Origin of the sequence: Paenibacillus oryziterrae, from assembly GCF_042610485.1 — a bacterium.
Classification (GTDB): Bacteria; Bacillota; Bacilli; order Paenibacillales; family Paenibacillaceae; genus Paenibacillus_AQ.
In genome coordinates, this window is sequence record NZ_JBGJZO010000032.1 from 15137 (window position 1) to 30790 (window position 15654).

Sequence of the window (15654 nt, forward strand, 5' to 3'; positions counted from 1 at the left end):
TGCATGTTATATCCACTTCCAAGAGACAATAGTCTCTCATAAGTGCACAAATTAGTGTTGAGTAAACATAAAAAAATATTAAAAAAGACCCTGGAATGTATTCCAGAGTCTTTATGCTATTCGTCTCAATTTGCTAACCATCTACCATTTATGTAGGTCGGCTTAGCCGGATGATTATAATTTGATTACGTTAGCTGCTTGTGGTCCGCGTGCGCCTTCAACGATGTCGAACTCAACGGATTGGCCTTCATCCAAAGTCTTAAAACCATCAGTTTGAATTGCGGAAAAGTGTACGAATACGTCTCCGCCTTCAGAAGTCTCGATAAAGCCATAACCCTTTTCTGCGTTAAACCATTTTACTTTACCTTCCATTGTTCAAACATTCCCTTCGTCATCAAATGAATGTGAGTCTTGCTCACAATTCTGACTATAACACCGCCGCTTTCTCATTGTCAATTGGAATAGTAAATGTTTTCTTTCAATAATTTACCAGAATTTTGTTGATATTCTGAATTCCTCAAGATACGACAATAAGATACGACGCCGATAGTCAGTTAATGATATTTAACCTGAATGTTTGCGTATGAAACAGCTACAAATATTTTTTTATCAGTTTCGATAATCTTTGGATGGAGCGAACATATTTACTCTTGAGTCTGACAACATGCATAAACAGAATTATGCAAAATTCTCAATTAAAATACATTAAAAAGGGTTTATAAAACGCTTAAAAGCATTTTATAAACCCTCAATTAGATACCGAAAGCTAAAGAAAGTTCAGAACAAACATTGTAATATAATGATAAAGTCATTGACCCCAAGGAATAAACCCGTAGTACTCGGCTCGGTTTCAGGCTTGTTTCTTCCGGTGCACTTTCTCATCCACGCGTGATTCTTGTTTTCAACCTCTAATTTTGATTCGAGCTTTGTTTAATTACTTTTTAAGGACTCTTCTAGTACGCTTTTTTTAATAACATAATGTACCTTTTCTCCTGCTGTCCCATCAACATTGGTATATACCTTAGCAGCAACTCCCTTGCGGTTATCAGCCAATGGATCATGTCCAGCAGCAAATTTTTTAACTAATTCGTACCATGGTTCAGAACGATCAAACGCTTGGTAAAATACATTATCCGGAATTAAAGAGCCTTTTGGCAAACCTTCACCCCAAAATAAAACTTTCTTTTCAGTAAGCAAATAGGAACGAAGTAAAGAGCCGTCACTAGAGATTAATACATCGGCCAGATTAAGGGCGGGCATATAGTCTTCTGTTTCATCAAAGATTATATGGTTATAAAGCGGATCTCTTCCTTTTATCCATTTCTCAATAAGATTTATATAAAATTCAGTAAAATGCGGTGCATATTTCATAATTGATATTTTAGTAAGGGGGTGCGGTCGCCAAATTACAATACTATTCTCAGCAATTCTGGGGATATTGAAAAAGTCTAATAATCTTTCCAGCGGTACAAAGGGTGAATTGCCAAAAAAGAGACAACCAGTATTTATTAAATAGACAGTTTTTCCTTCCACACGTTCTTTCCATTCTTCAGGGTAAGGAGCCCCCTCATGAATTGCTTTGACCATAGCATCAAACTTTGGTGATCCAAGAACAAGAAACTTATCTTCAGGAAGGCCTTCTCGAATTGCTGCCTTTTTTAAGAAATCATCTATTAGAATAACTTTGTCTACATTGGCTACTGATGGGAGAGCATAGGATAAAGAGTGAAACCCTTTTGGTGGTTCAATAAATGATGATATATGATAAGGAACATATACTAGCATATCTGTATACTTTTTTAAATTGGATGTATAAAATTGTTCAGGTACCCTCGTTAGCGTATTATACTGATCATAAATATTGTGTAAGTAGACAATATCCGGTTGCTGTTCCTGAAGGTTATATTGACTATAATGTATTACCGGGACATCCTGGGGAAATAGTCCTCCTTCGTATACTGGTATTTGTTCACTTTGAGTTAATTGATAATACGGAATAGGTACCACATGTGCTACGCAATTCTTATCTTTAAGAGCCGCCTCATATATCGATGCAAGACTGTCCCACATGGAAGCTTTATACGGTAAAAATACAATATTAAGTTTTCCAACAATTTCATCTTGAAACGTATCCTTCAAGATAGTCAATTGATCATTTAGAAATGTAACACCTTCTGGATTGATCAAAGTGCTATCATCCAGGAACCTTTTCAATGACGTATGAATACTTACCAATTGCTCTATAGTTTGTTTGGGAACCGGGTCTTCCTCCATTATCTTAGAGGACATTGCTTCAATAGCAGCCAAACAATCCGACACAGCACTGATAGGATCATTTATTTGATATATAGCACTTAGCATTTCAGAAACAGTATCCATTAATGCAGAGATTCTTTTTTTCATGTTAAGAAACATTTTAGTAAAAACTCCTTTCTATACACATTGAACTTAAGATTCTTCCATCTGCGTGAGGTCGTAGCTACGATGAATGTTTGGACTTCTGAAAGCTATACCTCTTACCATTTCCTTGTCTATTTGTTGAATACTTAAGTTCAGCTTATATAGTTTTTATATAGCGTATAGAACCGTTTCAACTGTAAAGTTACTATAGTGTCTTATATAGAATTTATAGTCCGGTATTAAACTTTGGAGATACAAGGGGATCTCCAAAATATCCTCAGGTTTATGGTAAATACAAATTGCCAATCTTGGACGGTTTTTAATTATCGTATTTTTAGCGCCCTTTAAGGCCTCCAATTCGCAGCCTTCGACATCCATTTTTATAAACGTAGCATATTGCCCGTCTAGCACGTCATCCAAGCTAACTACATCAATATCGATACTTCCATTCTCCGAGAATGAAGAAGCACTGCTTTCGTCGGCGTTAAAATGCAAAACATCTCTTTCACTCCATACTCCTGCATTAAATAGTTCCACTTTGTCTACATTATTTCGCTTAATAACTTCTTGAATTTTTTTGTAGTTTGCAGGATCCGGCTCAAAAGCGTATATCTTTTTATAATTATTATCGCACCATTCTTTGAATAATAGCGATGTGTCAAAATTAAAGCACCCTGCATCTACAAATACTTCATCCTCTTGGGGCGAAATAATTGGTTCTTCGAAATATTGCGTATCCAAAAAACACTCAACCTGGAATTGTATGTCGCCGCTAAGAATTTGTTCGGCAGGAAATCCCAAGGAAATGAGATCATTGCGAACCTCATCCTGGTATAGCTTCGTCCCGATAACAATAAAATCATTTTTATGCTGGCTAATCAATTGTTCAGGTGAAATCACGGGCAGCCCGCAGTAAATAGTGTTTTGTTTTTGAATATCTTTATCACAAAAACAATGCCAATTCAGATCACTCGTCAACTCATATAAATGCCTTCCCCATTTACCTGAACCATAAATAATAAGCTTGCGGGAAGGCTCTGCATCGCGAATTGCTTTATATTGATTGTAAAGTTTTCTGAACTGCATCATTTCTCTCGGATCGAATTCAGGGGTAAGAGCAACCATATCAAACAGATAATTGTTATCAAGCGTAGTATTATATAGCATCCGAAGAGCAAATAATTTTTTGGATTTCTCATCCATTAAAGAATCATAAATACCTTTGGCTTGTGAGAAGACTTTCCCTAGCGTATGATCATTTACTGCAGAAGTATCCCCCTCGAAGAATCTTAATTTCGTTGTTGGGTCTCCTATCGCTTTTTGCTCTTTGTTCCCTCTCCATGCAGGGATAGGAAATTGCGTGAACGTCTCTACTTTCGGAAGTCCGTCCGCACTACAAACACATATGATCATATTGGGGTTCTGCGGCTTGTTTAATCTGTCATAGATAACTCCATTCAAATCCTGATAAAAGATTTCAGCATTAGGGAAATGTTCAACGTGTTCCTCCCGGATGCCTGTAATTAAATGATGAGGATTTCCAGGGGCTTCATCATAAGGAACATCGAAAATCAATCTCTTGGCCCATTTTGATTTGAGTGCAACAGACAATCCATCATGTATATGTTCCAAGACACCACGAGAAACAACGTAATCAAATTCCTCCATATTATTGGAGAATTCAATTAAATCGACCTGTTCATATTGAATATTATTATTACCATAATTCTGAGAGGCATATTGTAATGCTTCTTGCGAAATGTCCACACCAAGCACTCTTGAATTTTGTATACTTGATAAAGTTTCACAACCATGACCCACGCCACACCCAAAATCAACTACGCTAATTTCTCCATCCACATTAGCACAATCGAACTCTATAATTTGCTTAAAAAAGAGATATGAACTTCTATGCCGAATGTCCTCAGTTAAATTATGGCTAACCCCAAAAATAAGCCTTTCTCCATCGTTATGAATGATCTTCTCAAAATCTGTAAGTTCCTTGCGCATGAAAAGTTCGCTCCTTCGTCATTGTAGTTAGAATAAACTCACCCTTAGCTTACAATTAATCCAATTTCCTCATCCAGAAGCTTCCCCCATGGTAATGTTCTCTCATCGGCCATTGTGATTTGAAAATTTCCTGATACTTCTGTTCCATCATGTTTTGAAAAAATTGAATTGAATATTTCTTGTTATTCTGCAAAAAGGCTCTCAAGAGGTAAAGTTCATTCCAAATCATACCGTCCATAATCCATTGTCTAGGGTATTCGAATGGATAGAAAATATCGTGTAAATGTATATAGACCCCTTTTTTAAGCCTTGGTAATATTTCAAAAAACAAATAATTTACATCAGAATTTATTTTAGAAACATGAGTGGAATCGATAAACAAAATATCTCCATCATCTAACTCTTCAAAATGCTGAAGCGGTACATCCTGTAGACCTTTTTTCATTAAATTAATTCGGTCAGTTTCCTTTAATATGGATTCTAGAACATTAGGATACGGCTCAATAAAGGTAAGTTCAATGGAATCCTTCATATAAAACTCATTAGTATCTAATGTCACAGCCGATGTATAGCCTGAACCAACTTCGATCATCTTCTTAGGCTTTAAAATTCGAAGCATACAGTGCAAACCGACAGCATCTCCTGCACTAAGGCTGGGATTCCCAAATCTATATCTTAACGGTGTTGAACCAAGTTTAACAGAACTATCTGGCCACTTAGGAATTGAAGGGTATAAATCAATCATTTGATTAAGCATTGAAAGTTGTTCTTCTTCATTAAAATCAATATCAAGTAATTCTTTGTTCGACTGGAATATTTCTTCTGACTTCTTTTTAATCTCTTCTATGTCGGGATATAGGGAGTAATAATGACCAATAGGCGGAAAGTTGAGAAAATCATTCTCATTATCAGAATAAGGAATATACTTAGCCAGTTTTAGAAAATCGTGAGATATGACACAAGTAAATCCATAATCACGAAGTTGTTCCATTATGGCTTCTGATTTAATGGGAGATACAAAAATAATAACTTCGTTCTTATATCGGGACAACTCTTCAACAGCTACACAAGGGATGCCGTCAATCTCAGTTCCTTGCTTTTCAGGGCTATTGTCACAAAAGAAAGCTATATTAATATTTGTTTGCTGCAAAAATGATTTCAACCACAAACCATTTCTACCTGCACCAAAAATAACAACAGGCTTTGGCGTTTGCCCATCTTCAAATTGGTTTAAAGCCCAGTTGACCAGCATTTGATCTAGCTTCATATAATCCCCCTGTTATTCCTTGCTATTATTTATTAAGTCTATCCTCATAAAACTTACAAATATCAAATATAGTTTGATTAAACTTATTAATTAAAAGAATAGCTTCTTTAGAAGAAAAATCCAAACCTTCAATATCATCAAGTGCAGTAATCCATTTAACAGGCGGGATCTGCATTAATTCTCTGTCCAGTTCCTGTTTAGTTGTAATATATGGAAATCCCTTTAATTTCAGTTGATCAACTATTTCAGTTGGTGTCCGATTAGCTACAATCACCAAAGTTCGATCTTTTTCCAGTTCAAGTTGTTCAGGAGAAATGCAGTACACATTGTCAAACAAATAGCCCCATTTGCCCTCATTATTATCCGAAAAGCAATCAACATTTATTAGCTTACTGCGTAATTCCTGATACAAACTAACACCATACTGGCCCGCTCCAAAAATGCAAATACGGTCAGTCTTCCCGTCAAAAAGCGTACTCACATAATTCTTTAAATATAAGAGTTGATCCGATACATCCTCTGGCACTGCTGCTTCTTGTAACTTTTTATTTGCATAGTGATAGGATATTTCCATCTCTCCTCCTTTAAAATAACAACACATTCTGTGGTAGAAATTATACGCACTTCCATACATTGCGCTCATTTCTGCTTCAGTTAGTTTTTCTAAAAAACCGATATGTAATTGTTCACATTCAGCTTTGTGGGTATTCATGGTACGACTGCCTTGAGATTCATGTACTCTAGCTATCACTAAAGGTTCAGTTAAATAAATCGTTTGTTGAAACCGCAGCATACGAAACCATAGATCATAATCCTGTGTTGAAATGAGTGCTTCGTCAAAACCACCTACACGTTCAAAGTGACTTCTATGAATAAGTAGGCAACAACCGTGAACTACTCCTTGCAAAACAGGGAATACAGAACTCTCCAGCTGATCTATTGTATAAATTTTACTTTGAGTCACATGAGTTATCGCTTGTGAATGAACATCTAATAAATCATAGTCACCATGAACAATAGCGGTCATATTTCCACTTGCACGCAGTGCACGAACTTGCAGCTCAACTTTGCCCGGGTAATACATATCATCATGTGAAAGCCATGAAAAGTATTCACCTTTCATTTCCCGTATGGCTAAGTTAAGTGCTGTCGCAACTCCACCGTTTTCTTTATGGAAATATCGAATCTTGTTGCCATAAGAAGTCGCAATTCTTTCTGTAGCACCTTCATCACGGGAACCATCATTTACAACGATGATCTCAATGTTCTGATAGGTCTGTGCAATAACACTATCAATTGCTTCCCGTAAATAATTCTCACCGTTATATACAGGAATAACAACAGATACCAATGGCTCGTTAATCATAAGCCTCCTCCTTCACTTCTATCCATAATGTCCTGGTAGAGACTGATATGCTTTTTTATATAATCCGTATATTGATAGTATTCTCTAGCAAGCTGCTTGCCTCTTTCCCCCCGCCAACGAAGTTCCTCCGGAGCATCCATTAAACGTTCAACCGTTATCCTGAGCAGCTCGCTATTCCCATAAGGTACAGCAATACCACATTCAGGAGCAAATGTTATCTCAGGCAATACAGTATCTTCAAATACGATAATTGGACAGCCTGAAGCCATCGCTTCAATCGCCATCATTCCAAACGATTCTGCCAGAGAAGGCATTATAAAAACGTCGCTTGCTCCATAAAAGTCATATACGGTATCAAGGTCATTCTGCCAGCCGAGTTCAATCACATTATACTTCTCAGTTAAATGTAAAGGCAGCGAAGCATTACCTATTGAAAGTATGGTTATTGGTTGTTGAACAGAGAATCCATTCAACATTTCGATCAGATAATTTAGGCCTTTGTTCTTATTTGAATCCGCACGAAAGGAGATTACAAAGCTATCCAATGGAATTCCCCAGTGAGTTCTGGCTTTGGCTTTATCAATGTTTTCAAAGCTTTCCACGTTTATTCCAAAAGGTATTTTATGAACCTTTTTAAAATGTGCTGTCAGGGGACTATTCCTAACATAATCCTCCATAAAATGCGAAGAGACCACGATATCGATTTCCATCTGTTCATATACTTGCCTTTTTATCGCCCACATCTGCGCGGCCTTATCTACTTTCATAGGAAAGTTAAACTCATCCAGTTGCGGGCATTGAAAACAACCCGTTTGCCACCTCGTACATTCACGCGGGTGGATGCAATTGCCAGTAACCATCCAGGGATCGTGTATGGTCCAGACCGAAGGCTTCAAATAGGCCAATTCAGGCATATCGAGAATCGAGACTAAATGATTATGAATTAAATGATAATGCACAATATCCGCATTTTTAAAATGGTCCATCTGCATCAGCATTTTCCCAATTGGATTTATCAGATTATTTATGCTCCATTGACTTTCAACACTTCTCAGAGTGCTTCTGATAAATAAACCATTGGAATCACATATCGGAATTGTAGTTGCCTCAACTCCTGATTTCTCTAGAACTAATTGATATGACTGATGTCCAAGTTCATTTAATGATAACTGTAAGTCATGACCATTAAATCTGCGTCCAGCTAAATCACAATTATTCACTTGGATAATATTCATAGGCTGCTTGCCCCTCCATTTAGAGAACAATAGTTATGCGGGAGTTATTATTTACCCCAAACTTTCTTATTAATAATTTGGGTATAACTTTGTATAATACGAATCACAGTTGAAGACACATTTTTCTCCAAATAGTCAGGCACGACTGATCCGAAATCCCCTTCTTGCGCCATGCCCACTGCTATCTCCACCGATTGCAATACTTCTTCCTCAGCAATGCCTCCAATAACAAAGCAGCCTTTGTCTAAAGCCTCAGGTCTTTCCGTCGATGTCCTAATACTTACAGCCGGGAAACCAGTTATAGCACTCTCTTCAGGTAAAGTCCCACTGTCAGAAACAACACAGAAGGCATTTTGTTGGAGAAAGTTATAATCGCTAAAGGAAAATGGAGGCAGTGGCTTGACCAATGGGTGAAATTGAAACTTCCGTTGTTCAATAAGCCGGGCACTCCGCGGGTGCATCGAATATATCACAGGAAAATCATACTTTTCTGCCAAAGCGTTAACGGCATTCATTAAGCTGAAAAAGTTCTTCTCAATATCTATATTTTCTTCCCGATGAGCTGAGAGCAGAATATACTTCCGCTTATCCAGCATTAATCGTTCAAGTACTTTACTATTCTCTATTTCTTCCTTGTGGGCATGTAACACTTCTGCCATTGGTGAACCTGTCACATAAATATGTTCTTTGCGTGCACCTTCTGCCAATAAGTACCGCCGTGCATGCTCAGTATATGGAAGATTGACATCGGAAATATGATCCACTATACGGCGATTCGTTTCCTCCGGAAGATTTTCGTCAAAGCATCGATTTCCCGCTTCCATATGGAAGATTGGGATCTTTAGCCTTTTCGCTGAGATAGCCGATAATGCGGAATTAGTATCACCCAGTATCAATAGTGCATCTGGTCGAAGCTCCATCATTAACTCATAGGTCTTAGAGATAATGGTACCCATGGTTTCTCCCAAATGGTTCCCAACTACATTCAAATAATAATCTGGATTACGAAGTTTCAGATCCTCGAAAAAAATTTCATTTAGGTGGTAGTCGTAATTTTGACCTGTATGGACAAAAATGTGATCAAAATAAAGATCTGCTTTTTTAATAAACTCAGACAAACGTATAATTTCCGGACGAGTCCCTACGATGGTCATTAATTTTAGTTTTTTCAAAATACCACCCTTTTAAAAGTAATGAGGATACAATTCCTTATGGGCATGAATCCACTGTTCCGTATCCTTGATCATTTGTTCGTATGAGGGAACCTTAAATTCAAAATCTTTTCGATGATTAACCAGAGATTTGTCGACCTGAGCCGAATCAACAGGTATTATGTCGACTTGCTCTTTTCTTATATATCGGTTAAACAGCTGTAATAGCTTATACTTACTAATTGTCTCATTATTCACAAGATGGTAAAGTCCGCATAAATCAGCTTCAATTGCATATTCTATCGCTTGAGCTAAAGTAATTGTAGATATACCGGTCCAGATCGCTGACGTAAATCCATTAACTTGCTCCTTTTGTATAAGGAACCAGTTTAATAGCCCAACCCCGTTTTCTTTGGAGTCAGGCCCAATTATAGATGTTCTTATAGTAAGATTCTTGGTATCGTTTATCTCTCCAAGCGACTTGGTAATCCCATAAAATGATTTAGAATCTTTAAAACTCTCCTCGCTATATCCGCCAGTCTTTCCGGAAAACACACAATCCGTACTTAGGTGGATAAGTTTGGTCTTTGTATCCTGCAGACAATCAGCAATATAGTGCGGAAGATAACTGTTGAGAAAAATACCATCTGCCATATGATGATCTACTTCTTTGTTAAGTACTCCAATACAGTTGATGACAGCATCATAGGGTTGGCACGTAACAGCTTCTTCTAGAACTCTCTTATCCAAAGCGTCGCCAACTATACTACTATTACAATAGGAAAGAGGAGTTTTTGAAAATCCAATAACCTCATGTCCTTTTTCACGCAAGTAAATAGAGACAACATGACCAGCCATACCGCCAGCGCCCAGTACTAGGACTCTCATTTCATCAGCTCACTTTGTACATATTCAAGCTTCAAAAGTTTTTCCTTTACCTGTTCAACATTCAAAATCAAAGTATTCTTTGAAGTAAATTCTGTTAGTTGCGGTTTTTCTGTCTTACCCTCTTCAAAGTACTGTGCATAGTTGAGATCCCGATTATCTGCTGGGACCTGATAGTACTCCCCTAAATCTCTTGCATGTAAGCATTCTTCTTGAGTAAGCAGTGTTTCATACGTTTTCTCTCCATGCCTAATGCCTAAATATTGAATTTCATTATCCGCTTGAAAAATTTCTTGTAGAGCTTGAGCTAAAACGCCAATAGTACATGCAGGGGCCTTTTGCACCATAATGTCCCCCGGGTTTGCATTCTTAAATGCAAATAGTACCAACTCCACAGCTTCTTCAAGGCTCATAATAAACCGTGTCATATTAGGATCTGTGATAGTTATTGGCTTGTTATGTTTGATTTGTTCGATAAAGAGAGGAATAACCGAACCTCTGGAGGCCATTACGTTACCATATCTTGTTCCGCTTATCACCGTTTTATCAGTTGTACGGGACTTAGCAACGAACACCCTCTCCATCATAGCCTTGCTGATTCCCATAGCATTGATTGGGTAAGCTGCCTTGTCTGTGGAAAGACATATCACCTTCTCCACACCCTCTGCGATAGCAGCAGTCAGAACGTTTTCCACACCCAAAATATTAGTCTTAACAGCTTCCATCGGGAAAAATTCGCACGAAGGTACCTGTTTCAATGCAGCAGCATTAAACACATAATCCACACCATACATAGCACCTTGGACACTATGAAGGTCACGAACATCTCCAATATAGAATTTGAGCTTGCTGTTCTTATAAAATCTCCGCATATCATCCTGTTTCTTCTCATCCCTTGAAAATATACGGATTTCCTTGATCCCCGTATTTAGGAATCTTTCTAATACAGCGTTTCCGAAAGAACCTGTTCCTCCGGTAATCATTAATGTCTTATCTGTAAACAAATTAAACACACCCTTTCTACAATCACAATTCAAATAATCTCAATCGCCGCATTTGGACAATCTCTGGAAATATCCTCACCAGAATACAACTTCTCTAGTACTTTAATTTGATCATATAAGTCATACCCTGCTAGTGTAATTAGTTCAGCATTACTCGACCGCTTATACCCTTTGGCTGCCTGCAAGGTACACTGAACCCAATCAGAAATTGCATTTGGGACATATTGCAGTAACGGTGTGATTTGTGCTTCTCGAGGTACTTCCTTACTTGCAAGACACTTCAAGCCGGCTGCCTGTGCTTCAATAAGGACAAGACCTAAACCTTCAAAATGAGAAGGTAATAAAAAAACGTCCATAGCCTGTAAAAGCTGTGGCACATCGGCTCTCTTTCCTAAAAAAAACACCACATTTTCTAAACCATAATCTTTAACTTGCTGTTTAACCTCATTCTCCAGTTCACCGCCACCAACAAGCATGAGTCTTGCATTTGGTGCCTTATGATAAACCTCCCGAAATATTTCAATAAGCATCCTATGATTCTTTGCATACGCGAATCTTCCTACATGACCTAATACAAAACAATCTTGAAACCCTAGTTTTTCGCGGTAATCTTTTCTAACTTCAGAAGAGTAATTATATCGGACTACATCAATTGCATTATTTAAAATTCGGATTTGCTCTCTTGGAATTTGTTCTCCATAAAGCCATTCTGCTGCACTGTTAGAGCAAGCAGTAAAATGTGTTGCGTATTCTATTGGAAGTGAATTCCGGAAAAATTTATGTTTCTCAATCGTACGCTTTCTCTCTTCTTCATCCTTAATTTCAACCATCGTACTGTGAGAATGTACGATTACAATCGGACATTTTCTTTCAATGGCTAATTTCTCAACCAGGTAGCCCTTCCAATAAGAAGTATGCAGGTGAATTACATCATAATCTTCATCTAAAATCCGATGCATTTCTTTAATAAACTGATCTTCATTCTCTTCTGATGAGCAGGATAAATAGTGGATTTTACATCCTTGTGAAGTAAGCTCGTCAGCAAAATCCAAAGACTTACTTCTTGTTGCAAAATCAAACTGAAAGCGGCTTTTATCTATAAACTCCCAATTCTTCAAAGCATATTGCGTAATTCCGCCCCGTGCATTAGCTATTGGGAATTGCAGTACCTTTATTTTCTTCATATGAGACCTCAGCATTAATACTTCATAGTAGTTGTATTTTTTTTAGCTATAAATGCTTCAATAATATCTGCAATTGCAATTGACTCTTGTGGTGTCAGTTTAAAGCCTTTATTCTCATTACCATAAATCATCGATATAAAATCACTCAACTCATACCGCAAACCTTCAGAAGCAAATTTAGAGAAAAATTTCTCATTGTGCTCCGACTCTTCATGACGTACTTCGAAGTATTGTGTCTTCCACCAGGGAGCTTCCACATAAATATATCCTTGAGTTCCTGAAATCAGCAATTGACCTTCTGATTTAACCCCTAAACCCACTTTCGCTGTTGAAATTGCATTTTCATAATTCATATAAATTTTGGTGTATAAATCAACGTTATTATCATCCACAAAAGTCTCAAACCTGAAATCCTTATAGTCCGTACCAAGCAGCTTCACAATCGCTAACAACGGATAACTCGCAAGCTCAGTTACACTTCCTCCATTTTCCTCCGGTCTCAATTCCCGCATATCCCCGGTTACCAGCTTGGTAAAGCTAGCTTCCACATCCCGAATTCGACCTATTCTGCCACTTTTCGCAATAGCAAGGAGTTTTAAAAATCCAGGTGCATAGGCTGTTTTAATCGCTTCCAACAACACTAGTCCCTTCTCCTTGGCAAGCTGATACAGCTTGTCTGCCTGGCTAGCCTGCAATACCATTGGCTTCTCACACAATACATGCTTTCCATACTCTAAGGCTTTCAGGATATACTCATAATGCGTATTGTGGGGAGAAGCAATATACACCGCATCAATCTTCTCAAAAAAAGAATCCAGATCATCTGTAAAAAATTTAAGTTCGAATTGCTCAGCATATTTCCTGGCGCTCTCAATTCGCGGATTGTATACTCCTTCTAGATTCGCTCCACTTACGTATTTAACTTCCGGAGCAAAACGGACGGCAATTCTACCTGTTCCGATAACACCAATTCTGATGATGCTATAATCTTTTTGGCGCATCAATGTGCTGGAGATCCCTTTAGTCCGCTCGAGATAAACAACTTCACAATATTGATTCAAAAAGTCGAACTTCCCATACCAATCCGAGCCAACTGTGAAAATATCTACGCCATATTTCTGAATGTCCTCAACTTTTTGACCTTCATGATCTTCGATTATGATTTCATCGGCGAACCCGGTCTGTTTAATATTCTCAATTCTCTCCATCAGAGAATTAATGACATTCATTTTGCCCCGGTATTCATCGTATTGTTGTGTTGTGACTCCTACAATAAGGTAATCGCCCAATTCTTTAGCTCTTTTTAACAATCTATAGTGTCCCTCATGAAACAAATCAAATGATCCATAGGTAATTACCTTCTTCATTCACCGCACTCCCATCTCTGCATTCCTTGGATGATCACTTCAATTACTTGTTTTATGGCAATAGCTTGTATCGTGTTGCCGCATGTCCTTGCCTTTGCTCGAGCGGGGGAAGTTCCAGATAATTACCGAATTTAAAAGTCAGATACCCTTCGTAATCCCTCGCTGCCGGGAAATAGTGTCCTTCAAACTCTATGTCTGCCAGCTCCACATACCACTTTCTATAGTATCCATAATACCCATTATCGGGGGTAGGGAAGGTTAGGATCCTTACCAATTGAGTGGGCTTTTCATTGCTCTTTCGCTTTAGTTTATCATATAAGGAGAAGACAAAGTCTCTCGGTATTAACGAAAGACAACGATATATTCCACGCATGATCGCTTTTGAATCTGATTTCACACCCACTGCCGACCAAAGCATCTTTCGAATAACGGTACAAGTCAGATTATGGATTCTGCGAATAAAGAGATTGTCTGGTACATTGTCTAATGGGAATATGTCAATAAAAACTCCTGTTGGATACTGCATATGCTCCTGCCCCTTGCGGACAAACTCTGTGCCCACACGTCGAATCTTCCCGTACCCCCACCGATAATCCGGTGTGTTCTCGTGCGTCTGCAAGTAGAATTTCGTACTATCTATTTCTTCTTCACACGCCTTACAAAATTTCTCATATTCAGGACGAAGCATAGCAACGTCAGCATCATCATCCCAAGGAATATAGCCTTTGTGACGCACTGCCCCCAGAGTTGTTCCGGCAATGATACAGTATTGGATGTCCCTTTTCTTGCATATGCGATCCACTTCTAATAACATCTCTAGTTGGATCAGCTGCAACTTCCGTAAATCCTCTGGCGGCATTGTTTTATATGTTATATCCATAGGGGCCTCCCTTTAAATGCCAATCTATCAAGTACAAATAATTATCTCTTATATTATCGGTCTTTTACAGTATAGAATTAAGCTGGGTAAGATAAGGGGGTTATATAGCTTATATTAACATTTTATTTCAAAAAAAAGACGTCCCCACTATATGGGAACGTCCTCTTAATAACCCTTATTTTTTCCGGTCCATCAGAAAGCTGTCCGGAGCATAGGCCGTTTCATAGGCGCTTCGCTGCATTTTAGCCTGATTACGGTTTATAAGCCACTGAGAAGCTTCAAATTTCAACGCGTTCATATGTTGGGTCAACTGTTGATCGTAAGCTAGTAATTCTCTGAGCTTCTCTTGTTCATCTGCAGTAGGCGGACTCTGACGAAATGATTGTATAATTACATCCGTTATTTGCTCCCGCTGCCTCACAAATCCCGCTATTTCTTCAAAATCGGCTTCTTGCAACCTCTTTAGCATAGCTTGTGTCAGGTCTTCAAGAGCAACCACTCGATTATCCATTGCTATGTTCCTGCGTCATAGCCGTCTTGGAAGCTTCCAGCCAGGTCGTACGGAGTTCGCTTAAATAAGTTAACGCCTCATCTGCAAGACCCTTGTCCTTCTTCACATTAGCTTGAACTAGCAGGTGCTTGATATATTCATAAAGACTATACAGGCTCTTTGAGATCTCAAATTGCGGATCGAGCATAGCCATTAATTCACTGACGATCGCCTGAGCTTTGACAAAGTTCAGATTCGTTTTCTGAATGTCCGCTGCTGCGATTCCTTCCGCACCGGACTTAGTGAAACGAATCGCTCCATCGAAAAGCATAATCAACAGCTGCGCCGGCGTAGATGTTTTGACCGACGATTGCCGGTATTTTTCATACGGAGAAGTTATCATTGCGTTCACCCT

The 15654-nt window shown here is 38.3% G+C and carries 14 protein-coding genes and 1 pseudogene; all 15 read right to left on the reverse strand.

Annotated features, from left to right (window positions below; all coding sequences use genetic code 11):
• Positions 1–174: 174 nt before the first annotated feature.
• Positions 175–372, reverse strand: a complete 198-nt coding sequence (locus tag ACAN55_RS21920) for a cold shock domain-containing protein (RefSeq protein WP_036652637.1) — start codon at positions 370–372, stop codon at positions 175–177.
• A 558-nt stretch (positions 373–930) separates the two neighbouring features.
• On the reverse strand, positions 931–2403 hold the full coding sequence (locus ACAN55_RS21925; RefSeq protein WP_379137998.1) for a hypothetical protein: 1473 nt from the start codon (positions 2401–2403) through the stop codon (positions 931–933).
• A 165-nt stretch (positions 2404–2568) separates the two neighbouring features.
• Positions 2569–4410 carry an FkbM family methyltransferase gene (locus ACAN55_RS21930; RefSeq protein WP_379138002.1) on the reverse strand — a complete coding sequence of 614 codons (1842 nt, stop codon included), beginning with the start codon at positions 4408–4410 and terminating at the stop codon, positions 2569–2571.
• Positions 4411–4465: 55 nt separating this feature from the next.
• Positions 4466–5677: a class I SAM-dependent methyltransferase gene (locus tag ACAN55_RS21935; protein ID WP_379138005.1), complete on the reverse strand. Its 1212-nt coding sequence runs from the start codon at positions 5675–5677 to the stop codon at positions 4466–4468.
• 25 nt (positions 5678–5702) lie between these two features.
• Complete coding sequence (locus ACAN55_RS21940; RefSeq protein WP_379138007.1) at positions 5703–7043, reverse strand: glycosyltransferase family 2 protein; 1341 nt, start codon at positions 7041–7043, stop codon at positions 5703–5705.
• On the reverse strand, positions 7040–8278 hold the full coding sequence (locus ACAN55_RS21945) for a glycosyltransferase (RefSeq protein ID WP_379138010.1): 1239 nt from the start codon (positions 8276–8278) through the stop codon (positions 7040–7042). Before ACAN55_RS21945 ends, ACAN55_RS21940 begins: the two co-directional genes overlap by 4 nt.
• Positions 8279–8325: 47 nt before the next feature.
• Complete coding sequence (gene wecB / locus ACAN55_RS21950) at positions 8326–9450, reverse strand: non-hydrolyzing UDP-N-acetylglucosamine 2-epimerase (RefSeq protein WP_379138013.1); 1125 nt, start codon at positions 9448–9450, stop codon at positions 8326–8328.
• Between the two features lie 12 nt (positions 9451–9462).
• Positions 9463–10317, reverse strand: a complete 855-nt coding sequence (locus ACAN55_RS21955; protein WP_379138016.1) for an SDR family oxidoreductase — start codon at positions 10315–10317, stop codon at positions 9463–9465.
• Positions 10314–11318: a polysaccharide biosynthesis protein gene (locus tag ACAN55_RS21960; protein ID WP_379138019.1), complete on the reverse strand. Its 1005-nt coding sequence runs from the start codon at positions 11316–11318 to the stop codon at positions 10314–10316. The genes ACAN55_RS21955 and ACAN55_RS21960 overlap by 4 nt, the downstream gene beginning before the upstream one ends.
• A 29-nt stretch (positions 11319–11347) precedes the next feature.
• Positions 11348–12502 carry a glycosyltransferase gene (locus tag ACAN55_RS21965; RefSeq protein ID WP_379138023.1) on the reverse strand — a complete coding sequence of 385 codons (1155 nt, stop codon included), beginning with the start codon at positions 12500–12502 and terminating at the stop codon, positions 11348–11350.
• Positions 12503–12516: 14 nt separating this feature from the next.
• Positions 12517–13503, reverse strand: a complete 987-nt coding sequence (locus ACAN55_RS21970) for a Gfo/Idh/MocA family protein (protein ID WP_379138076.1) — start codon at positions 13501–13503, stop codon at positions 12517–12519.
• Positions 13498–13869 (reverse strand): annotated as a pseudogene (locus ACAN55_RS21975) (FAD synthase family protein); the annotation flags it as partial. The pseudogene ACAN55_RS21975 and the gene ACAN55_RS21970, both read right to left, overlap by 6 nt.
• Positions 13870–13921: 52 nt before the next feature.
• Entirely contained in the window at positions 13922–14749 is an 828-nt protein-coding gene (locus tag ACAN55_RS21980; protein ID WP_379138026.1) for a LicD family protein, read from the reverse strand.
• 175 nt (positions 14750–14924) lie between these two features.
• Positions 14925–15260: a flagellar protein FliT gene (fliT, locus tag ACAN55_RS21985; protein WP_379138029.1), complete on the reverse strand. Its 336-nt coding sequence runs from the start codon at positions 15258–15260 to the stop codon at positions 14925–14927.
• Entirely contained in the window at positions 15253–15642 is a 390-nt protein-coding gene (gene fliS / locus ACAN55_RS21990) for a flagellar export chaperone FliS (protein ID WP_379138032.1), read from the reverse strand. The genes fliT and fliS overlap by 8 nt, the downstream gene beginning before the upstream one ends.
• Positions 15643–15654: the final 12 nt, after the last annotated feature.